The organism is Azospirillum brasilense (genome assembly GCF_022023855.1).
Lineage (GTDB): Bacteria > Pseudomonadota > Alphaproteobacteria > Azospirillales > Azospirillaceae > Azospirillum > Azospirillum brasilense_F.
This window is the reverse complement of sequence record NZ_CP059451.1, coordinates 294,053-315,053: the sequence shown is the minus strand read 5'-3', so window position 1 is coordinate 315,053 and position 21,001 is coordinate 294,053. Positions and strand designations below refer to the sequence as shown.

21 protein-coding genes are annotated in these 21,001 nt (G+C 66.5%); 10 read left to right on the top strand and 11 right to left on the bottom strand.

Features of this window, described 5'->3' with window-relative positions; translation table 11 throughout:
- Positions 1-18 precede the first annotated feature (18 nt).
- Both H1Q64_RS24145 and H1Q64_RS24140 read right to left on the bottom strand, forming a co-directional pair.
- The gene (locus H1Q64_RS24145; protein ID WP_237907071.1) at positions 19-1,518 is read right to left on the bottom strand and encodes an aldehyde dehydrogenase family protein; all 1,500 of its coding nucleotides are present in this window, start codon (positions 1,516-1,518) and stop codon (positions 19-21) included.
- 75 nt (positions 1,519-1,593) lie between these two features.
- Positions 1,594-2,478 carry an enoyl-CoA hydratase/isomerase family protein gene (locus tag H1Q64_RS24140; protein ID WP_237907070.1) on the bottom strand — a complete coding sequence of 295 codons (885 nt, stop codon included), beginning with the start codon at positions 2,476-2,478 and terminating at the stop codon, positions 1,594-1,596.
- A 279-nt stretch (positions 2,479-2,757) separates the two neighbouring features.
- Here H1Q64_RS24140 and H1Q64_RS24135 point away from each other — a divergent pair, with 279 nt between their 5' ends.
- The 7 genes from H1Q64_RS24135 to H1Q64_RS24105 all read left to right on the top strand — a co-directional run bounded on the left by H1Q64_RS24135 (position 2,758) and on the right by H1Q64_RS24105 (position 8,624).
- Entirely contained in the window at positions 2,758-3,429 is a 672-nt protein-coding gene (locus tag H1Q64_RS24135) for a GntR family transcriptional regulator (RefSeq protein ID WP_237907069.1), read from the top strand.
- A 713-nt stretch (positions 3,430-4,142) separates the two neighbouring features.
- Positions 4,143-5,117, top strand: a complete 975-nt coding sequence (locus H1Q64_RS24130) for a CobW family GTP-binding protein (protein WP_237907068.1) — start codon at positions 4,143-4,145, stop codon at positions 5,115-5,117.
- Between the two features lie 37 nt (positions 5,118-5,154).
- Positions 5,155-5,877 carry a nitrile hydratase subunit beta gene (gene nthB / locus H1Q64_RS24125; RefSeq protein ID WP_237907067.1) on the top strand — a complete coding sequence of 241 codons (723 nt, stop codon included), beginning with the start codon at positions 5,155-5,157 and terminating at the stop codon, positions 5,875-5,877.
- A gap of 16 nt (positions 5,878-5,893) precedes the next feature.
- Positions 5,894-6,514: a nitrile hydratase subunit alpha gene (nthA, locus tag H1Q64_RS24120; protein ID WP_237907066.1), complete on the top strand. Its 621-nt coding sequence runs from the start codon at positions 5,894-5,896 to the stop codon at positions 6,512-6,514.
- 40 nt (positions 6,515-6,554) lie between these two features.
- Positions 6,555-6,911: a nitrile hydratase accessory protein gene (locus H1Q64_RS24115; protein WP_237907065.1), complete on the top strand. Its 357-nt coding sequence runs from the start codon at positions 6,555-6,557 to the stop codon at positions 6,909-6,911.
- Between the two features lie 29 nt (positions 6,912-6,940).
- The gene (locus H1Q64_RS24110) at positions 6,941-7,594 is read left to right on the top strand and encodes an energy-coupling factor ABC transporter permease (protein ID WP_237907064.1); all 654 of its coding nucleotides are present in this window, start codon (positions 6,941-6,943) and stop codon (positions 7,592-7,594) included.
- Positions 7,595-7,664: 70 nt separating this feature from the next.
- A complete protein-coding gene (locus H1Q64_RS24105; RefSeq protein ID WP_237907063.1) occupies positions 7,665-8,624 on the top strand; it encodes a GlxA family transcriptional regulator in 960 nt (319 codons plus the stop codon).
- Positions 8,625-8,815: 191 nt separating this feature from the next.
- Here H1Q64_RS24105 and H1Q64_RS24100 read toward each other — a convergent pair whose 3' ends face one another.
- From H1Q64_RS24100 to H1Q64_RS24060, 9 genes are all read right to left on the bottom strand, one after another.
- On the bottom strand, positions 8,816-9,856 hold the full coding sequence (locus tag H1Q64_RS24100) for a sensor histidine kinase (RefSeq protein ID WP_237907062.1): 1,041 nt from the start codon (positions 9,854-9,856) through the stop codon (positions 8,816-8,818).
- The gene (locus H1Q64_RS24095) at positions 9,853-10,302 is read right to left on the bottom strand and encodes a response regulator (RefSeq protein WP_237907061.1); all 450 of its coding nucleotides are present in this window, start codon (positions 10,300-10,302) and stop codon (positions 9,853-9,855) included. The genes H1Q64_RS24100 and H1Q64_RS24095 overlap by 4 nt, the downstream gene beginning before the upstream one ends.
- A complete protein-coding gene (locus H1Q64_RS24090) occupies positions 10,292-11,791 on the bottom strand; it encodes a sensor histidine kinase (RefSeq protein WP_237907060.1) in 1,500 nt (499 codons plus the stop codon). Before H1Q64_RS24090 ends, H1Q64_RS24095 begins: the two co-directional genes overlap by 11 nt.
- 208 nt (positions 11,792-11,999) lie before the next feature.
- The gene (locus tag H1Q64_RS24085; RefSeq protein ID WP_237907059.1) at positions 12,000-12,842 is read right to left on the bottom strand and encodes a class III extradiol dioxygenase family protein; all 843 of its coding nucleotides are present in this window, start codon (positions 12,840-12,842) and stop codon (positions 12,000-12,002) included.
- A 4-nt stretch (positions 12,843-12,846) separates the two neighbouring features.
- Positions 12,847-13,200: a protocatechuate 4,5-dioxygenase subunit alpha gene (locus tag H1Q64_RS24080; protein ID WP_237907058.1), complete on the bottom strand. Its 354-nt coding sequence runs from the start codon at positions 13,198-13,200 to the stop codon at positions 12,847-12,849.
- 27 nt (positions 13,201-13,227) lie between these two features.
- A complete protein-coding gene (locus H1Q64_RS24075; protein WP_237907057.1) occupies positions 13,228-14,103 on the bottom strand; it encodes an amidohydrolase family protein in 876 nt (291 codons plus the stop codon).
- A 26-nt stretch (positions 14,104-14,129) separates the two neighbouring features.
- Positions 14,130-15,188 (bottom strand): 4-oxalomesaconate tautomerase, encoded by a 1,059-nt coding sequence (locus H1Q64_RS24070; RefSeq protein WP_237907056.1) that lies wholly within the window; start codon positions 15,186-15,188, stop codon positions 14,130-14,132.
- Entirely contained in the window at positions 15,181-15,852 is a 672-nt protein-coding gene (locus tag H1Q64_RS24065; RefSeq protein ID WP_237907055.1) for a 4-carboxy-4-hydroxy-2-oxoadipate aldolase/oxaloacetate decarboxylase, read from the bottom strand. Before H1Q64_RS24065 ends, H1Q64_RS24070 begins: the two co-directional genes overlap by 8 nt.
- Entirely contained in the window at positions 15,852-16,586 is a 735-nt protein-coding gene (locus H1Q64_RS24060) for a PIG-L deacetylase family protein (protein WP_014198973.1), read from the bottom strand. The genes H1Q64_RS24065 and H1Q64_RS24060 overlap by 1 nt, the downstream gene beginning before the upstream one ends.
- A gap of 505 nt (positions 16,587-17,091) precedes the next feature.
- Between H1Q64_RS24060 and H1Q64_RS24055 the strand changes: the two genes are divergently transcribed.
- From H1Q64_RS24055 to H1Q64_RS24045, 3 genes are all read left to right on the top strand, one after another.
- Positions 17,092-18,039, top strand: a complete 948-nt coding sequence (locus H1Q64_RS24055; RefSeq protein WP_237907054.1) for a Gfo/Idh/MocA family oxidoreductase — start codon at positions 17,092-17,094, stop codon at positions 18,037-18,039.
- A 101-nt stretch (positions 18,040-18,140) separates the two neighbouring features.
- A complete protein-coding gene (locus H1Q64_RS24050; protein WP_237907053.1) occupies positions 18,141-19,505 on the top strand; it encodes an MFS transporter in 1,365 nt (454 codons plus the stop codon).
- Between the two features lie 265 nt (positions 19,506-19,770).
- A complete protein-coding gene (locus H1Q64_RS24045; RefSeq protein WP_237907052.1) occupies positions 19,771-20,955 on the top strand; it encodes an ABC transporter substrate-binding protein in 1,185 nt (394 codons plus the stop codon).
- Positions 20,956-21,001: the final 46 nt, after the last annotated feature.

Sequence of the window (21,001 nt, the reverse complement as noted above, 5' to 3'; positions counted from 1 at the left end):
TTTTTGATGAATTCTTGATCAGTCCATGTTGATGATGACCGTCTTCTTGTGCGTGAAGTGGTCGAGCATCGCTTCGAGGGATGCTTCCTTGCCAAGGCCGGACTGCTTGAAGCCGCCGTAGGACAGGCCCGGCTGAACCACGAGGTTCTGGTTGACCTGCACGAAGCCGGCCTGGAGCCGCCGGGTCGCGTCGAGGGCGGTGCGGAGATCGCGCGTCCAGATGGTCGCGGCGAGGCCGAAATCGCTGTCGTTGGCCATGGCCAACGCGTCCTCGTAGTCGCGGAAGGCGATCACGCAGGTGACCGGTCCGAAGATTTCCTCGCGGGCCAGCCGGTGATCGTTGGCAAGGCCGGTGAAGAGGACGGGCTGTACGAACAGGCCGCGCGCCAACCGCTCGTCCTTCGGCAGGGCCGAGCAACGATGGGCCACCGCGCCCTCCGCCGTCTCGCCGAGCGCGATGTAGGACTGCACCCGCTCGAACTGCTGCGGCGAGATGATGGTGCCGATGTCCGTCGCCTCGTCCAGCGGGTCGCCCATGGTCATGGCGTCGACCTTCGCCTTGAGTTTGTCGATGAAGGAGTCGTGAAGGCTCTCGTGGACGAAGATGCGCGAGGAGGCGGTGCAGCTCTGGCCCTGCCGCGTGAAGCGCATGCCCGCCACGGCGCCGTCGATGGCCTTGTCGAGATCGGCGTCGCCCATCACGATCATCGGGCTTTTGCCGCCCAGTTCGAGGGTGACGGGGATCAGCTTGTCGGCCGCCAGATGCGAAATGATCTTCCCCGTCTCCACCGAGCCGGTGAAGGTCACCTTGCCGACCCCCGGATGGGTGACCAGGGGGGCGCCGCAGCCGGGACCGTCGCCCGACAGGATGTTGAGGACCCCCGTCGGCAGAACCTGGTTCATGACCTGGACGACGCGCAGGGCCGCGAGAGGCGCCTCCTCGGCGGATTTGACGATGACCGCGTTTCCGGCGACCAGCGCCGGCGCGATCTTGAGCGCCATCAGGTACAGCGGCACGTTCCACGGGATGATGGCGCCGACGACGCCGATCGGCTCGCGCTGGGTGAAGGTCAGCATCTTCGGGTGGAAGGGGACGGTTTCGCCCTTCAGCTCGGACGCGAGCCCGCCGTAGAAGGTCAGGGTGTCCGCCACCAGCGACGCCTCGACCCGGCTTTCGGTCCGAATGGCCTTCCCCGTCTCGAGGGCGAGCAGGCGCCCGATCTCCTCGGCATGGCCGGTCAGACGGCGCCCGCATTCGACCAGCAGCCGGCCCCGCTCGCGCGCCGAAAGGCGCGCCCAGGCGCCTTGCGCCGCGGCCGCCGCGCGGACCGCGGCGTCAACGTCCCGCTCGCCGCCGTCCGCCGCCGTGGCGATCACGTCGCCCGTTGCGGGGTTCACGATATCGAAGGTCTTCCCCGTGGCCGCCGGCCGGAGCTCGCCGCCGATCAGCAGCAAACCCGACAACTCGCGCGCGAGGGCATGGGGGGTCGTGTTCAGAACCAGGTTCTGGTCGGTCATGGACGGTCTCTTTTTGAATGGGGCGGTCGAATGCGGCTGGTGCGCCGATCCGGCGTGCGCCCGGGGCGGAGGCGGTCAGGACGCTCGGCGCTGCGACCAAACCTTCAGGGCGTTGGCGAACTCGTCGGATCGTAGGCTCGCGGTGAAGGCCGCTTCCGCCGCCCGATCGTCCATTTCTCCACGGGCGATGTCATTGAGCGCGCGCTTCATGCCGGCGATGGCCTGCGGCGCGCAGGCCGTGATGCGTCCGGCCAGTTCGTCCACGGCGGCCGGGAGGTCGTCGGGATCGACGACCCGGTCCAGGAAGCCGATGTTCAACATTTCGTGGTCGGCGATCGTTTCCGCCGTGAGAAACAAGCGCTTGGCCGCGTTGAGGCCGAGCCGCGACACGTAACGGCGAAGGCCGCCGGGGTAGAATTGTATGCCAAGCTGCCCGGCCGGCATGCGCATGCGCATCCCGGTCACGCCGATGCGGAAGTCGCAGGCGAGCGCCAAGTCGGTAGAGCCACCATAGACGCTGCCGTTGAGGGCGCAGATCGTCGGAACACGGACCGCTTCAACGCGATCGCACAACCGTGCGAAGGCATTCTCCCCGTCCTGACCGTCCGCCCCGCCGCGCTGGGACGATTGGGCCGTGCTCAGGTCGTACCCGGACGAGAAGCTCGGCCCCGTCGCGGTCAGAACCAGCACGCGAACGGACGGGTTCGCTTCGGCGGCCGCGATTCTTTCCTCCAGAATGGCGATGTCCGCCACGTCGATCCGATTGTGCTGAAGCGGGCGGTTGAGCCGGATGGTGCCCACCGCGTCCTTCACGGTCAGTTGGGGGGCTGTCGCCGGCCCGTCCGATTGACCCCGTGGCGTCCCGTTCATTGTTTCCTCCCAGGCGCCGTCATTGGCGACGGCGCGGCCCTGCGGATACCGCCTTCGTTTTTCTAAAGAACCATGAACGACGATATGCATACCAGAGAGCGACAATGGAATGCAACATGGAAAGTTTGGCACGCTTATGGTTTGCTCGCCCAGCAATAGGCGGCATCGGTATCCGATCGTGCTTTGCGCGTTGGAGAGCGCTGAAAACCTTCGCCGGGCGAGGGTGCGCTGCGGCTTGCTACGGCCTGATTTCTCCGCCGGTTGCGGCTCTTCGGTCGACCAAAAGCGAGTTTTGGCATACCATCACATTGACGCCGACCGGCGCACGCGATACTGTTGGCCGATCCCGATTTGCCAACGGATCATGCCATGCAGGCGGAAAAGCCAAGCCGCGTAACGGAAATGCGGCAGGTGCTCGAACAGGAAATTCTGGGCGGGATCATCGCGCCCGGTGAGCGCCTGGACGAACGAGCTTTGGCCGAACGGTTCGGCGTGTCACGGACGCCGGTGCGCGAGGTGCTGTCCCAGCTCGGTTCGAGCGGCCTGGTCACGATAAAGCCGGGAGCCGGCGCCTCCGTATTGCGGATGTCCGCCAAGCAGCTCGTCGGCATGATGGAGGTTCTGGTCGAACTGGAATCCCTGGCCGCCAGCCTTTCCGCCCGCCGCATGGGAATCGCCGGGCGCAAGCGTCTTCTGGAAGTGCACGAAGCGAGCCGCGCCGCCGCCGAGGCCGGCGACATCGAGGCCTACGACAATCTCAATCGCGAACTCCATGAGTTGATCTACGCCGGAAGCCGGAACGAGCATCTGGAGCATCAGGCGAAACTCATTCGCAGTCGCCTGCGCATCTACCGCCAGTATCCGTTCCAGCACACCGCGCGTCCCTTGAAGTCCTACACGGAACACGACCTTTTCGTGAAAGCGATCCTGGAAGGGGATGGCGAGGCCGCGCGCCGGCACATGCACGACCACATGACCACGGGCGGAAGCATCTGGGTCGATATGGTGGTCTCCATGCCGCCCGTCGGTGACCATGAGTAGCGGCGTCGTTTTCTGAGCATATTTGCCGGGCGTTGCTGCGAAAAAGCCGGGCTGAGTGTATTCGGGAAACGGGAACCAACCCAGGTCCGCCACCGCCGCCGTCGCCAAGGCTGGTATCAGGTGCGCGACCGGCTGTCGTTCATCCGTGCCATCGGCCTCGGTCGCGCGACGGTGACGAGCGGCATCGCCAACCTCGCCAAGACTTTCCGACACTTGATCTGGCTTTGGGGCGAACTGAGCCCGTATAGCGCCGCTCTCCCAGCGTATTTGCGACTTTGCAACCAAAACTGAGAATTCAGCCCCCTTGAGAACGCCGCTTTTCGGCGCGTCGGCGGTCTGCTCGCCGATCGCTCTCAAGACGGCATACTCCCTCCGTCGCGGCCAGCGGTTCTTAGCGCGAGCATCAACAGCGCCCGGCTTCCGCACCGAACCCCAAGCCGTCGCCAATCCCCCATTCCCGCACCACGCCGCCATGCGGTGCCAGGACTCCCGAACCGCGTCAGAGTCCGTATCCCCATGTCGATCCACACAAAGCGGTTGGCCGATTCTGATAGGCGCTTTGTCCGGAATTGCCCTCTGCCGCTTGTTGAGTCAGCGAATGGTATGCGGTGCAATGTATACCACAGCAGCGCTGAAGCGGAACGTCCGGATCTTTTCGGCCATCTCCGCAGGTGAAGGCTGCCCTTTGCAACCTGAAGCAACGGAGCATCGCCATGCGACCGATTCCGGTGACCGTGTTGACCGGATTTCTCGGGGCCGGCAAGACGACCCTGCTCAACCGCATCCTGGCGGAGTGCGGTGGCGGGCGGACCGCCGTCATCGTCAACGAATATGGGGAACTTGGCATCGACGGGCTGCTCGTGACGGCGACGGACGAGACGATCGTCGAACTCAACAACGGGTGCGTCTGCTGCATCGTCCGCGGTGACCTGATCGAGGCGTTGGTGAAGCTGGCCGAAGGCGAACGCGGATTCGACCGGGTGGTGATCGAAACGAGCGGCCTTGCCGACCCGGCTCCCGTCATTCAATCCTTCGTGCTGGACGAAGGGCTGCGTGGCCGCTTTGTACTGGACGCCATCATCACCGTGGCCGATGCCCGCCACCTTCCCCTGCAACTCGGTCATGACGAAGCGCGCGAACAGGTTGCCTTCGCGGACGTTATCCTGCTGAACAAGATCGACCTGGAACCCGCCGCGGCGCTCGACGCCGTGGAACGCGAGATCCGCCGGCTCAACCCGCTGGCGCGCATCCACCGCACCGAGGAGTGCGCCCTGCCGCTCTCGGAGATCCTCGGCATCGGCGCCTTCGACCTGCAGAACATCCTGCGCCTCGACCCCGATATCCTGGATGAGCATGAGCACGAACACGACGCCGGCATCGGCTGCGTGGCCTTTCGCGAGCCCGGACGGCTTGACCCGGCGGCCGTCGACCGCTGGCTCAACCAGCTTATCCAGGACAAGGGGCGTGACCTGCTGCGCGCCAAGGGCGTGCTGGATCTCGACGGCCAGGGCCGCCGCTTCGTCTTTCACGGCGTCCACATGACGCTGGACGGGCGGCCGGGCCGGCCTTGGAAACCCGGCGAGGAACGGCTGAACCAGCTTGTCTTCATCGGCCGCGACCTCGATGCCGAAACGCTGCTGGAGGGACTTCGCGGCTGCGCCGTCCGGGCGGACGTTCCCGCCCTCTGACGCTTCTGATTCCGTTCCCGATTTCAGGAAGCATCCAATGAAGCTGCAACATTACCTCGGGGGCCTGGAAGGTCTCGGCCCCATCACCGTCGAAACGCGCGTCTTCGTTGAGGAATGGGAGAAGCGCATCTTCGGCATTCACACGGCGATGATGGCGCTCAGCCCGCAACTGCCGCTTCCCGCCACGCCGAGCGCCTTTCACACCGTCTGGACCTGGGCCCACCTGCGCACCGGGGCCGAAGGGCTCAATCCCTTCGACTACTTCAAATACCGCTATTACGAGAAATGGCTGGGCGGCATCAGTGGCTATTTCATCGAGAACGGCTACATCACGGAGGAGGAGTTGGACGCGCGCACGGCCGAGTATCTCGCCGATCCGGAGAAGCCTCTGCCGCAAGGCGGCGCGCCGGAGATCGACCGGCGCGTCGAACGCTATCTGGCGGAAGGGGATTCCCCGAAGCGTGACGTCGCGATCCTGCCCGACTTCCAAGAAGGCGACACGGTGACGGTCAGGAACGTGCCGACGCTTGAGCACACCCGCCTTCCCGGTTTCCTGCGCAACCACAGTGGCGTGGTCGAGACGGTCTACCCAGGTGCCTACGGCTATCTGACCGACACCGGGACGGACGGCGTCGGCGCGCCGATGCCGGTTTATTGCGTGCGTTTCGAGGCCAAGGACCTGTGGCCCGGCAACACGGAGCCGAACGTCACGCTCTACGCCGACCTCTACGCCGCCTACGTCACCAAGCCCACCGCCTGAACCGGAGCCATCGCGAATGACCGATCGTTTCCATCATCCCGACGACCGCGAGGCCCGGAGCGCCGCGCGCGTCCGCGCCCTTGAGGCGCTGCTCATCGAAAAGGGCGTCATCACCAGCAAGACCGTGGACACGGTGCTGAACGTGTTCGAAACTAAGATGGGTCCGTTCAACGGCGCCAGGATCGTCGCCCGCGCCTGGGTCGATCCGGCCTTCAAGCAACGGCTGGTCGCGGATGCGCCGGCCGCCATCGCCGAATTGACGGATCTGCCGGAAGGCATGGCCGGGGCCGAGGGCGAGCACATGCGCGCCGTGGCGAACGGCGAGGGCGTCCACAACCTGGTCATCTGCACGCTCTGCTCCTGCTATCCCTGGCCGGTGCTGGGGCTGCCGCCCTACTGGTACAAGGACCCGACCTTCCGCAGCCGCGCCGCCCGCGAGCCGCGCGCCGTGCTGAAGGAGTTCGGGCTCACCGTGCCCGAAAGCACCGAGGTCAAGGTCTGGGACAGCAGCGCGCAGATCCGCTGGTTCGTCATTCCCGAGCGCCCCGCCGGGACCGAGGGCATGAGCGAGAACCAACTCGCCGCTCTGGTCACGCCGGAAGCCATGATGGGCGTGGCGGTGGCGGCGTCCGCCTGAACCCCGAACCGGGTCCTCAACATCGTCAGGAGGAACGGGCATGCTGACCCGCTTCGAACATTTCGCCCTGACCAGCATGGCCGGGGCCGAGGATTCCCCGCCCCGCGCCAACGGCACCCTCTGCTTCGCGGAGGAGTGGGAGCGGTCGGCCTTCGGGGTGGCGCTCGCGCTGGCCCGGGAGGGCCATTTCGAATGGGAGGATTTCCGCCAGAACCTGATCGCCGCCATCGGCGACTGGGAGAGGACACAGTCTTCCGACGGCCCCTCCTGGAACTACTACGAACAGTGGTTGAGCGCCCTGGAGGCGACGATCCTTCAATCCGGCCTCGCGACGCCCGACGAATTGTCGGCCCGCCTTGTCACGGCCACCGCGACCGCCGACACCCGGTCGGCCTGATACCACCATCCGAACATCGGGAGACGACCATGCACATTGAACCCGGCATGCTGTCCGCCGCGAAGATCGTCGGCGCCAACGCGGCCGCGCTCAGCCTTCTCGCCTCGCACACTCCGGCCTTCCTGCGCCGGCCTCTCGAATGGGGCAAGGCACTCCTGGCGGCCATCTTCTTCTCGGTCTTCATGGAGTTCTGGCACCAGCCGGTCGGCCCGTCGGAACTGCACTTCATCGGCGCCTCGGCCATCTATTTCATTTTCGGATTTCCCGCGACCCTGTTCGGGTTCGGCATTGGCCTGACGCTGCAGGCCCTTCTGTTCGAGCCGCAGGACCTCGGGCATCTCGCCGTGAATTCGCTGTCGCTGATGGTGCCGCTGGTTGCCGCACACGCCATGGGTGGAAAGCGCCTGCTGGAATCCGGTGGACTGGCCTCGATCCGCTGGTCGTCGGTGCTGCGCTTCGACGCCGTCTATTACAGCGGCGTGGTTGCCATGGTCGGCTTCTGGCTGATGCTGGGCGAGCGGGCGACGCCGTTCGCGGATTGGGCGGTCTTCGCCGCCGCCTATCTGCCGGTCGTGCTGTGCGAACCGGCGATCAGTTGCGGGCTTCTGCGGGTGCTGGGCCGGCTGGACGCCGGCAATCCGCTGCTTCGCGTCACCACGCTCCGCAGTCCGGCTCTTGCCTGATAGTTGGTATGCCAAATACAATCGGGCGGCTGTGCCCTTTGGCCGCCCGATTGCAAGAAGAGCGTCTTTCATGCGGATTGTGCTTCTCGCCCCTCCCGGGGTACAGGCGTTGGATGTGGTGGGTCCGGCGGAGGTGTTCTGGGAAGCGGCGCGCCGTCTCGGCGATCCGAAGGCCTACGAGGTGCAGGTGATGGGCACCGCGGAGGGGCCGGTTTGCGGGACCGGCAGCCTGCGGTTCCTCGCCGATCGAACGATCCACGACCCCGATCAGCCGATCGACACGTTGCTGATCGCCGGTGACCCGTCGTTCAGCGCCATCGATCCGGCGGTGATCGACTGGCTCAGGCGCCGCGCGCCCGAAGTCCGCCGCTACGGATCGATCTGCACGGGGGTGTTCCTGCTGGCGGCCACCGGCCTGCTTGATGGCCGCCGTGTCACCACCCATTGGGAATGCGCCGACAAGCTTCGCGCTGAGTTTCCAACCCTGACGGTCGATTCGGACCAGATCTTCATTCGCGACGGCAACATCTCCACCGCCGCCGGCGTCACCTCCGGCATCGACTTGGCGCTATCCCTGCTGGAGGAGGATCACGGGCGGGAACTGGCGCTGCTGGTCGCGCGCTACATGGTGATGTTCCTGAAGCGGCCTGGAGGGCAGTCGCAATTCAGTGCCCATCTCGCCGCCCAGGTGTCGAGCCGTACCGGAATCCAGAAGATCCAGGCGTATGTGCTGGACAACCTTTCCGCGGATCTGTCCGTGGAGGCCTTGGCGTCCCAGGCCGGCATGAGTTCGCGGAATTTTGCCAGGGTGTTCAAACGCGACGTCGGCCGCCCTCCGGCCGATTTCGTGGAAGCGGCGCGGCTCGACGCGGCGCGCCGGATGCTGGTCGATTCATCCACGCCGCTCCAGCGGGTGGCTCATATTTGTGGGTTTGGTGACGCCGGTTCCATGAGGCGGGTGTTTGTTCGCAATCTCGGCATCAATCCGGTTGACTACCGGAAGCGCTTTCGCACGACGACGACGGCCTGATCCTGAGCTGTGTGAATTGGCATGAAGCAAGAGCTCTGTCGCGGGAACGGGACAGGCCTGCAGAACGCCCCAAGATCGCAAGTTGTCGACGATGGCAGGGCCAAACTTCTGAACCCACTTCCAGCGAAGATGCCGTCACGAACGATGGGCCGCCGCCATTGCCGTGACAATGCCTGCTCTCGGAAGACCCGTCACAGCGGCTGCAAAGGCATCGTCAGCGTCACCCATGTGCCAGCGTGCCGCCTGTCATAATTCAACTGCGCACCCAGGCTGGATGCCATCGTCTGGACGATCCGGGTTCCGAGGCCGGTTCCCCGCGGAGCGTCGTCACGGGAGAAGCCGACGCCGTCATCCTCCACGCTCACCGACAGATTTCCGTCGGCGGCCTTCGCACGGACCCGGATGCTTCCGGCTCGGCCGTCCGGGTAGGCGTACTTGCAGGCGTTCGTGACCAATTCGGTCACAATCACCGCCAGGGACACGGCCTTGTCGGTCGGCACCGATATGGCGTCGGCGACGACGATGAAGCTGTCCGGGCGCCGGGACGCCATTGCGGTGTGCATTCCGGCGAGAAGCGTTTCCAGATACAGGTCGATGCGGACGGAGCGCACGTCGTCGGACGTGTACAGGCTGCGGTGGATGCCGGAGATCGCGATGATGCGCGCTTGGGTCTCCCCCAGCGCGGCCCGGGCTTCGGGGTCGGAGAGGCTGGATTTCTGCATCTGGATGAAGGCACCGACCAGGGCCAGGCTGTTGGCGACGCGGTGGTTGACCTCCCGCAGCAGCATCTCCGCACGGTCCCGCGCGGCGCGCACGTCCTGATCCGCCCGTTCCCGTTCCCGGCGAAGATGAGCCTTCTCCAGGGCCTGCTCGATGGCCGCCACCAGCAGATCGAAAAATTCCTCACCGGCCTCCTTGGGAACGTAATCGTCCGCGCCGGCCTTCAGCGCCGCGACGGCCACCCGCGTGTCGCCGGCGCCCGTGACGTAGACGACCGGCGGCGCGTCGTCGCGCGATAACAGGGCGGGCAGGATGTCCAGCCCGGTCGCCCCCGGCATCTCGTGATCCAGCCCGACCACCGTGATGCCGCCCAGGTCCAGCCGTCTCAACCCCTCCTGGCCATCCTGTGCGCATTCGACGGCGTAACCGCGCCGTTCGAGCTTCCGTTGCACCAGCCGCGCCATGGCGACGTCATCGTCGATGTAGAGGATGCGGACGGCCGGGTCGGTCATGCCACCGCCTCGGGAATCTGCATGATGGAAAACAGCAGTTCCAACTTCCGGATCGCGGTGGCGAAGCTCTCGTAATTCACCGGCTTGGTGACGTAGACATTGGCCCCGATATCGTAGCAGCGCTGGATTTCCTGCCGGTCGTCGGTCGTGGTCAGCACCACGACGGGGAAGCGTTTTGTGTAGGGGTTGGTCTTGAGCCTTGCCAGGATATCCATCCCCGTCATGTCTGGAAGGTTCAAATCCAGAAGAATGAGAAGCGCCCGCCCCATGCTCGCTTGCCCGCTTCCGTCCGGGCCGAACAGGTAGGCGAGCGCGCTCGTGACGTCGCTGAAGGAGACGATGTCGTTGGTCGCGCCGGACCGCCGGATGTTCTTCTCGATCAGCCGCGCGTGGCCCTCGTCGTCCTCGATCATGACGATGCACGCCGACTGTGTGTCACGCGTCATGGACGGTCTTCTCCAAAGACAGGGCGAGGGCTTTGGGAAGGGTTATGCGAAAGACGCTGCCCTGTCCAGGAACCGATTCGACGGTCACCTCGCCTTGCAGGCGCCGGATGAGCGTCCGCACATAGGCCAGCCCGATCCCCTCTCCGGGGCGATCCTGCACGCCGGAGCGGCGGAACAGCTCGAAGATCCGTTCGTGATCCTGCGGCGCAATTCCGCGCCCATTGTCCGCGACTTCGAAGATCAGGCGCTTCTCCTCGACCCGCCCCTGGATGGCGATCCGTCCCGTCCGCGCCGGATCGAGATACTTGATCGCGTTGTCGAGCAGGTTTCCGAACACCTGCTCCAGCGCGAGCCGGTCCGACAGCAGGGACGGCAAGGGTTCCTCGATGTCGATGCTGCAACGCTGCTCGCTGGCCTGATGGCGAAGGCTGGCAACCACGTTTTCCAGCAGCGCCTGCATGGAGACGGGTTCCGGGTTCAGCGTCCGCCCGCCCTGGCGCGACAGGGCGAGGATGGCGTTGATCAGCCGGTCCATCTTTGTCGTCGATGCGCGGATGAAGCCGATGACTTCCGGCATATCCTCCACCACCGCACGGCGCGCCTCCGACGCGGCGGCGTCATCGCCATCCGACGGCAGGCGGTCGAGATGGGTGCGCACGCTGGCCAGCCCCACCTCGAATTCGCCGGTGAAGCCCATCACGTTCACCAGCGGGGCGCGCAGGTCATGGCTGACGATGTAGGCGAAGCGCTGGATTTCGTCGTTGGCCCGTTGCAGCTCCATCGTGCGTTCCGACACGCGCTGTTCCAGGGAGTCGTTGAGGGCCTGGATCGCGTGCTGCGCCCGCATGAGGTCCCGCGTGTAGCGGAGCGCGATCCAAACGGCGCCGCCGACGACCAGAACGATGAACAGGCCGCCCAGGTTGGCCACCCAGCCCGATGTCCTGGCCTGCCCGATCAATGCGCTGAGCTGGGTGTCGAGCTGGCCGTCTGCGGGGGTGATCAGGTCGGCGAGCGAGCGGCGGGCATCGTCCATCAGCATCATGCCGCGACCGGTGCGCACGACGGCCAGGGCCTCGTCCCGGCGCCCGGCCTCCATCAGCGTGATGGTCTGCGCCAACTCTTCCCGCTTGGCGTCGGCTAGGACGGCGAGGCGGTCGACGATGCGCAGCTCGTCGGCATCCCCGTCGGCGAGGTTCCGCAACCGGACGATCGTGCTGTCGACCGCGGCGTTGGCGGCCTCATAGGGCTTGAGATAGTGACGGTCCTCGGTGAGGAGATACCCCCGCTGACCGATCTCGACATCCTGCAACTGGCTGAGGAGCGTCCCGGCGGCAACGCGCAGTGCGGTTATCCGGCCGACGGACCTGGAAAACGTCTGTGTGCTGTCGGCCAGCCATCCCGACATCGCGACGATTCCCAGCAGCGTCAGCGCGGCGGCGAGCAGCATCAGAAGGGCTCGCCGGGTGACGGCGGCGCTGAACATGTGCATTGCAGACGACCGACCCGTGCGGGAATGAGGTGGGTCTCTATAGCAATTCACCGCTCAATTGGCAATTTGGGCTGCACCATCAAGTTGTCGACGGGGTGTGCCCAGGCTGTGATGATTGCAGGACGCGCTGCGCCGTCCTGGGCACATGGCGCCCCTTCCGCCGGGGAACGCGGCGGCGGAAAGGACGCCAACGGCAGCGGAGGCCCGATCAGGCCGCGCTTTCGAGGACCAGCAGGCCGGCCCCGGTGTTGGAGATCGGGATGTGGTAGTTGCTGTGGACCTTCGCGACCTTCCGGCCCAGCGCGCCGCGCATGATCAGCCAGAGGATCAGCTCCGCCCCCTGGGCGCCGGCCAGCCGGACCAGATCGTGGATGGAGTATTTCGCCAGCGCTTCCGGCTCGTCGACGATCTTCTCAAGGCACATCAGGTCGAAGTCCTTGTTGATGAAGCCCGCCCGCTCGCCGTCGAGCTGGTGCGACAGGCCGCCGGTGCCCAGCACGACCACCTTCAGGTCCTTGGGGTAGGACGCCACCGCGCGGCCGATGGCCTCGCCCAGCTTCAGGCAGCGCGCCGGGGTCGGCAGCGGGTGCTGCACCGTGTTGACGGCCACCGGGATGGTGCGAACGGGACGCTGGGTCTGGTCGGGCCACAGCAGGGCCATCGGCACGGTGAAGCCGTGGTCCACCGCCATCTCCTGGCAGGAGCAGATGTCGAACTCGTCGTTCACCAGCGATTCGATGATGTGCCAGGACAGCTCCGGGTCGCCGGGGTAGGGCGGCAGCGGCTTCAGGCCCCAGCCCTCGTCCTTGTTCTGGTACTCCGGAGCCGCGCCGATAGAGAAGGTCGGCATCTTGTCGAGGAAGAAGTTCAGGCCGTGGTCGTTGTAGACCACGATCGCCACGTCCGGCTTGACCTCGGCCAGCCACTCGCGGGCCTTGGGATAGCCGTCGAAGAACGGCTTCCAATAGGGGTCCTCGAACAGCTCGTTGGCGATGGCGTTGCCGATCGCGGGAATGTGGGAGGTGGTGACGCCACCGACGATCTTGGCCATGGTCTCAGTTCCCCGCCGCCTTGAGCTTCGCCTTGAATTCCTCGACCGTCATGCCGGTCTGCTGCGCGCCAATGTCCTGGACATTCAGGCCGAGCATGCCGATGAACTTGGCGAGGTAGTAGATGTTGCCGCCGGCCGCGAGCAGGGCCAGCGCGTTGCGCTCCCGGATGGCCGTCTTCTGCTCGTCGGTCAGGCCGAACTTGGCGCAGTAGGCGTCCTCGTCGGCCAGGAACTCCTGCCGGGCTGCCGCCTCGTTGAACGAGTAGCACATCTTGTTGAGCGGATAGCCCTTCATGGCCATCCGGCCGTCGAAGATGGTGGTGCCGGGTATCGGCTCATGTGGCGTCGGTGCGCTCATGGATGTTTCCTCCTTTTCGTTTCTGACTTATTCGGACCAGTAAAGCCGCATCGGGTTGTCGACGAGAAGCGCCGTCCGCTTGGCCTCGTCGGTGGCGATGCGGGGGATGACGTCGACCAGATGCCCGTCGTCGGGCATGTGCGAGGTCATGTTCGGGTGCGGCCAGTCGGTGCCCCACAGCACGCGGTCGGTGAAGCGGTCGACCAGCAGGCGGGCGAAGGGCACCACGTCGTCGTAGGCTGGCGGACCCTGGACGCTCAGCCGCTCGGGGCAGCTGACCTTGCTCCAGACCTTCGGGTTCTCGGCCATCAGGGCGACGAATTTTTGGAACTGCGGGTGGTCCACCCCCTTGGCGATGTCCGGGCGGCCCATATGGTCCACGACGATGGTGGTCGGCAACTCGCGCAGGAAGGGCGTGAGATTGTCCAGGTCCGGCGCCTCGAAATAGACCACGATGTGCCAGCCGAACTTGGCGATCTTGTCGGCGATGCCGAGGAAGACCTCCTTGGGCGTGGCGTCCACCAGACGCTTGACGAAGTTGAAGCGCACGCCACGCACCCCGGCCTCGTGCAGCTCGGCCAGCTCGCCCTCGGTGATCAAGGGGCCGACCGAGGCGACGCCGCGCGCCAGACCGTTGGAGGCCCTCAGCGCGTCGACCAGCGCCCGGTTGTCCTTGCCGTGGCAGGTCGCCTGGACGATGACGTTGCGCGCGAAGCCCAGATCGTCGCGAAGGGCGAACAGTTTTTCCTTCGGCGCGTCGCAGGGGGTGTATTTGCGCTCCGGCGCGTAGGGGAAGCGGTCGGCCGGGCCGAAGACATGGCAGTGGGCGTCCACCGCGCCGGGCGGCGGCGTGTAGGCCGGCTTGCTCGGGTTGGGGTGGAAGGGACGGTAGTCGGCGTCCATGGGAAGGCTCCCTTCGGGGAAAGAGATCAGTCGGCGTAGACGGTGCCGTCGAACAGCTTGCGGGCGGTGCGCAGCAGGGCGGCGCGGGTCACCGTTCCGGACCCGTCCAGATCGAGGACCACGGTCATCTCGCCGGTCGGGTGCTCGACGCTCAGCGTCCGGGTGGCGCCGTCGGGGACCACGGCGAGCGACGCGGCGGGGGAGCCCTCCAGCGCGCAGGCGGTGGCGACGCTGACCGCGCCGAGCACGCCGATGGAGGCGTGGCAGCGGTGCGGGATGAAGGTCCGGGTGGACACCGCCCCGCCGTTGGCCGGCGCGCTGACCAGGGTCATCTTCGGCACCGACTTGTCCGTCACGTCGCCGAGATTCATCCGCGGCCCGGCCTGCAGCCGGATCGATTCCAGCCGCGCCTTCAGCGCCGTGTCGGCGTCGAGATCCTCCCGCGTCTCGTCGCCGCGCACGCCGAGGTCGGCGGCGCGCACCACCACCACCGGCATGCCGTTGTCGATGCAGGTGACCGGAACGCCGTCGATGACGTCCACGACGTTGCCCGTCGGCAGCAGCGCCCCGCAGGAGGAGCCGGCGGTGTCGCGGAATTCGATGGGGATCGCCGCCGCCGTGCCGGGCACGCCGTCGATGCGCGCCTCGCCCCGGTAGGTGACCGCCCCGCCCGGCGTCGGCACGGCGGCCACCGCCACCTGCCCGGTGTTCTCCATGTGGATGGTCACCGGCGTCACGCCGTCGCGGGCGGGAACGAGGCCGCGCTCGATGGCGAAGGGGCCGACGCCGGCCAGGATGTTGCCGCAGTTCTGGGCGTCGGTGACGATGGCCTTGTCCACGAACACCTGAAGGAACAGGTAGTCCACATCCACGCCCGGCCGTTCCGACCGGCGCACCACCGCCACCTTGGAGGTCAGCGGGTCGGCGCCGCCCAGCCCGTCGATCTGGCGCGGGTCGGGCGAGCCCATCACCCGCAGCAGGAAGGCGTCGCGCGCCGCCGTGCCGGGCGGCAGGTCGTCGGCCAGGAAATACCCGCCCTTGGAGGTCCCGCCGCGCATCCACAGGCAGCGCACGCCGTCAGACATAGCGCAGCCCCTTCGCGGCGAGCGGGCCGCGCATGCCGTAGATGTCGAGGCCGAGTTCGCCGGCCGATAGCCGCGCCCGCTTCTCCTCCTCCTTCGCCAGCCGGTCCTGCGCCTTCGCAAGCACGTCGGCGGCCTCCTCGCGGCGGACCACGCAGACGCCGTCATCGTCCGCGACGATCACGTCGCCGGGATTCACCAGCGCGCCCGCGCAGACCACCGGCACGTTGACCGAGCCCAGCGTTTCCTTCACGGTGCCCTGCGCGCAGACCGCGCGGGACCAGACCGGGAATCCCATGTCGGTCAGCGTCCGGACGTCGCGCACCCCGGCGTCGATGACCAGACCGGCGCAGCCGCGCGCCTGGGCCGAGGTTGCCAGCAGGTCGCCGAAGTAGCCGGCGTCCGACGGCGAGGTGGTGGCGAGCACCAGGATGTCGCCCGGCGTCACCTGCTCGATGGCGACGTGGAGCATCCAGTTGTCGGCCGGCGGGGCCAGCACGGTCACCGCCGAGGCGGCGAGCTGGGCGCCGGGATAGATTGGGCGCAGGGCGGAGGCCAGCAGGCCCTTGCGGCCCTGTGCCTCGTGCACGGTGGCGACGCCGCATTCGGCCAGACCGGCGATCACCGCCGGGTCGGCCCGCTCGATGGTTTGGACGACGACGTTCATCACAGTTCATCCACGGTGCGGGGATAGACCGACTGGAAGCCCTCGGCGTAGCGGGCGTTGCGCCCGCCGGCCTGCCCGCCGGAGTTGCGGCGGAAGTGGTTGCCGCGGTTCTGCGCCAGGTTGGTGTAATAATCCCAGAGATGCTCCTGCCCGGCCATGCATTCGATGGCGGCGCGCTTGTTGTCCCACACCTCGGTGATGTCGAGGAAGACGTCCGGCTTCCAGCCCATCTGCTCGGTCTGGTGCGGCTCGAACAGGTAGAGCTGCGGCGCGCCGAGCACCTTCTGGCCCGGATTGTGGCCCCAGGCCTGGGCGATCATCCGGCATTCCATCAGGACCTTGGTCGCGTAGGAATGGTCGGTGTTGTAGGGATCGTAGTGCGAGTGGCTCATCAGGAAGGCCGGCTGCACCTTGCGGATCACGTCGACCAGACGGAACTTGGCCTCACGGTCGATCTCCAGCGGGTAGTCGCCCAGGTCGAAGAACTGGATGTCGTGGGCGTTTAGCGCCTTGGCGGCGGCCTCGGCCTCCTTGCGGCGCTCCGTCTTCACGTGGTCCAGCGTGCAGCCGTCCTGCTTCCACAGCTTGGCGGACTCGCCGCGCTCGCCGTAGGACAGGCAGACGATGGTGACCTCGTAACCCTTCTTCTGATGCAGCGCGATGGCGCCACCGGCGCGCCACACGAAGTCCGCCGAATGGGCGCTGAGCACCAGCGCTCTTTTGTTCTGTGCCATGAATGTCCGCTCCCCCGCATGGGCAGTCTGGTGGTGGGCAGCCTTGTTGTGGGCAGTCCGATTCCGATGGCCCATCATCCGCCGGTCCGGTGGCAAATCCTATTTCGAACTCCCTTCGTTACCATTTGGTTTTGCTATAGGCATCTTTTTCGGTTGGGCCTCGCCATGGGATGCCGGGCGCGGGAATGCCTCCGGGGTCGATACGAAGATGTCGCGTCAGGCGTAATCTCATGTCGAATCATGGGGATGCAACATACGGGGCTGTGCTCAAAGGCGCGCTGTCGGGTAAGGAAAGGGCTGTCGTGCAGCCGCCTCGACGGGGTTCCTTCCACGCTGGTCGACCTCTCTGCTATTCAAAAAACAAATGGGCTCTTCGACGAACGAATTTCCTCGGCGGCGGGCGGGATGATACCCATTCGATCATGAGGGATTAAGGGGCAAGGAGCCGGACCCGCCGCTGCGGGAGGCTCCCCGGCCCGGACAAGGGATTTCGGGAGAGGACGCGATGAGGATTTGTGTGGCCGGGGCCGCGGGCGCCTTCGGCGTGAAGCATCTGGAGGCGGTCGCCGCCATCGACGGCGTCGAGGTGGTGTCGGTGGTCGGCGGCGAGCCGGACGACATCGAGGGCTTCGCCAAGGCGCGCGGCATTCCGCATTGGACCAAGGATCTGGCCGAGAGCCTGGAGCGGACCGACGTGGAGGCGGTGATCCTCGCCACCCCGACGCCGGTGCACGCCACCCAGGCGATCCAGTGTCTGGAAGCCGGCAAGCATGTGCTGGTGGAGATCCCGATGGCCGACAGTCTGGCCGACGCGGAACGGCTGGTCGCAGCGCAGCGGGCCAGCGGCCTCGTCGCCATGGCCGGGCACACGCGGCGCTTCAACCCCAGCCACCAGTGGATCCGCAACCGGGTCCAGGCCGGCGAGCTGACGATCCAGCAGATGGACGTCCAGACCTACTTCTTCCGCCGCTCCAACATGAACGCGCTGGGCAAGCCGCGCACCTGGACCGACCATCTGCTGTGGCACCACGCCTGCCACACGGTGGACCTGTTCCAGTACCAGACCGGCGAGATGGCCAGCCAGGTGCACGCCCTGCAGGGGCCGACGCACCCTCAGCTCGGCATCGCCATGGACATGAGCATCGGCATGAAGGTGCCGTCCGGGGCGATCTGCACCCTGTCGCTGTCCTTCAACAACGACGGGCCGCTGGGCACCTTCTTCCGCTACATCTGCGATAATGGGACCTACATCGCCCGCTACGACGATCTGTACGACGGCAAGGACAACAAGATCGACCTCAGCGGCCTCACCGTGTCGACCAACGGCATCGAGCTGATCGACCGCGAGTTCTTCGCCGCCATCCGCGACGGGCGCGAGCCCAACGCCAGCGTGGCGCAGTGCCTGCCGGCCATGCGGACGCTCGACCGTCTGGAAAAATCGCTGAACGCCTGATCGGGGAACGCGTCGCCGGTCCCCCGGCCCCAAACAACAAGGACGCGGGACGCAAGACCAAGAAAAACGTCCCGCGAAGACCCGCCCCGAGGAGGAAACCCATGCCAACCGCGCGCAGCGTCGACGTCCAGGCCTTTCTCAACGAACACCCCTTTTCGCGATACCAGTGGCTGGTGTTCGCGCTGTGCTTCTTCATCGTTCTTCTGGACGGCTTCGACACGGCGGCCATCGGCTACATCGCCCCGTCGCTGACGACGGAATGGGGAATTGCGCGGCCGGCGCTGGCGCCGGTGCTGAGCGCGGCGCTGTTCGGGCTGGCCTTCGGCGCCCTGTCCGCCGGGCCTCTGGCCGACCGCTTCGGCCGCAAGGCGATCCTGATCGGCTCGGTGCTGGTCATCGGCACCGCCTGTCTGGCCTCCGCCTTCTCGGGCAACCTGGACCAGCTCGTCATGCTGCGCTTCGTCACCGGCCTCGGCCTGGGGGCGGCGATGCCCAACGCCGTCACGCTGATGAGCGAATATTGCCCCGAGGGGCGGCGGGCCATGGTCACCAACGCCATGTTCTGCGGCTTCCCGCTCGGCGCGGCCTTCGGCGGCTTCCTCGCCGCCTGGATGATCCCGCTGTGGGGCTGGCGCAGCGTGCTGGTGCTGGGCGGGATCGCGCCGCTGGTCCTGGCGGCGGTGCTGCTGGTCCTGCTGCCGGAATCGGTCCGCTACATGGTCGCCCACAACCACCCGGTGGAGCGCATCCGCGCCGTGCTGCGCCGCATCTCCGAGACGGCGGCCGGGGCGGCCGGCTTCGTGATGACCGAGAAGGCCCCGGCGACCAAGGCGCGGAACGGAATCGCGGTCGTGCTGTCGCGCGGCTATCTGGTCGGCTCGGTGATGCTGTGGGTCGCCTATTTCATGGGGCTGGTCATCTTCTACGCGCTGATCAACTGGATGCCGATCCTGTTCAAGGACGCCGGGCTGCCGCCGCGCGACGCCGCGCTGATCGCCGCGCTGTTCCCGCTGGGCGGCGTCGGGGCCATCCTGTCGGGCTGGCTGATGGACCGCTTCAACGCCAACAGGATCATCGCCTTCGGCTTCGTGCTCACCTACGGCGCCGTCTACGCCATCGGGCAGGTGGCCGGGAACGTCGGGCTGCTGGTGGTCACGGTCTTCGCGGCGGGCACCATCATGAACACCGCCCAGACCTCGCTGCCGGCGCTGGCCGCCAGCTTCTACCCGACCCACGGGCGGGCCACCGGCGTGGCGTGGATGCTGGGGCTGGGCCGCTTCGGCGGGATCGGCGGCTCGTTCCTGGTGGCCGAGCTGGCCCGCCAACAGCTCGACTTCACCAGCATCTTCGCCATCGTCGCCGTTCCGGGTCTGGTCGCCGCCCTGGCTCTGCTGGTCAAGCAGTTCGTCCACCCCGAGGACCGGTCGAGCGGCACGGGCCGGACCGTCGAAGCCCTGGGGCATTGAGTTTTACTATAGACCACCCATAGGCTTTGCGGCTTGGCACCGTCTATTTCCAGTTTAGACGACCATGCTGCATTGCAATGGCGCCCCGAGCGTTATTCAAAAAACGAATGGGGCCTTCGCTCAACGAATGAGCGCAGCGCTGCGATCACTGATAATCATGCACTGGTGACGGTATCGGCGGCCTGCGCGTCCGGCCCCGGCGAACGCCAAGACGCCCCCCAATCAACGACGAAAAACACGGGGGCTTTCAAAACGAGGAGGAAACATGTCCGGAACATTTCGCAAGGCCCTGCTGGGCACGGCTTTCCTATGTGCCTTAAACGCCGGTTCGGCCTGGGCCGACACGATCAAGGTCGGGGTGATCGCGCCGTTCTCCGGCCCCTTCGCCACGGTCGGCCAGACCTTCAAGCAGGCCATCGAGGTCTATCAGGCCCAGCATGGCAAGACGGTCGCCGGCAACACGGTGGAGTTCGTCTACAAGGACCTCGATCAGGCCAACCCGGCGCAGAGCAAGGCCCTGGCCCAGGAGCTGGTGGTCAAGGAGAAGGTCGGCTACCTCGCCGGCTTCTTCTTCACGCCGGACGCGCTGGCGGTCGCCCCGCTGATCGACGAGGCGAACATCCCCTGCGTGATCTTCAACGCCGCGACCTCCGCCATCACCGAGAAGTCGCCGCGCTACGTCCGCACCTCCTTCACCCTGTGGCAGAACACCGTGCCGCTGGCCGAGCATGTCGCCAAGCAGGGCATCCGCAAGGTGGCCACCGCGGTCAGCGACTACGGCCCCGGCATCGACGGCGAGACCGCCTTCAAGCAGACCTTCGAGAAGTCCGGCGGCAAGGTGGTCGACAGCATCCGCATGCCCCTGAAGTCCACCGACTTCGCCCCCTTCATGCAGCGCATCAAGGATTCCGGGGCGGAGGCCATCTACGCCTTCCTGCCCGCCGGCCCGACGACGCTGGGCTTCGCCCGCGCCTTCAGCGACACCGGGCTGAAGGCCGCGGGGATCAGGTTCTTCGGTCCCGGCGACATCACGCAGGAACCGGACCTGCCGGTGCTCGGCGACGCGGCGGTCGGCATCACCACGACCTTCAACTACAGCCAAGCCCACGATTCCGACCTGAACCGCCAGTTCCTCGCCAAGCACAAGGAGCTGTTCGGCTCGTCCGACATCGTCACTTTCACCTCGGTCGGCGCCTATGACGGCGCGCACGTCATCTACCGCATGGTCGAGGCGACGGGCGGCAAGAGCGACGGGGCGAAGGCGGTGGCGGCGGTCAAGGGCATGGCCTGGGAAAGCCCACGCGGGCCGGTGCGGATCGACCCCGAGTCCCGCCACGTCACCCAGACCATCTATCTGCGCGTGACCGAGCGCAAGGACGGCCGGCTGCAGAACACCGAGGTCGCCGGATTCCCCGATCAGCCCGACTACGGCTTCAAGGCCGGCAAGTAGGACCATCGACGGCCCCCGTCCCCGACGGGAAGGGGGCCTGTCCGCG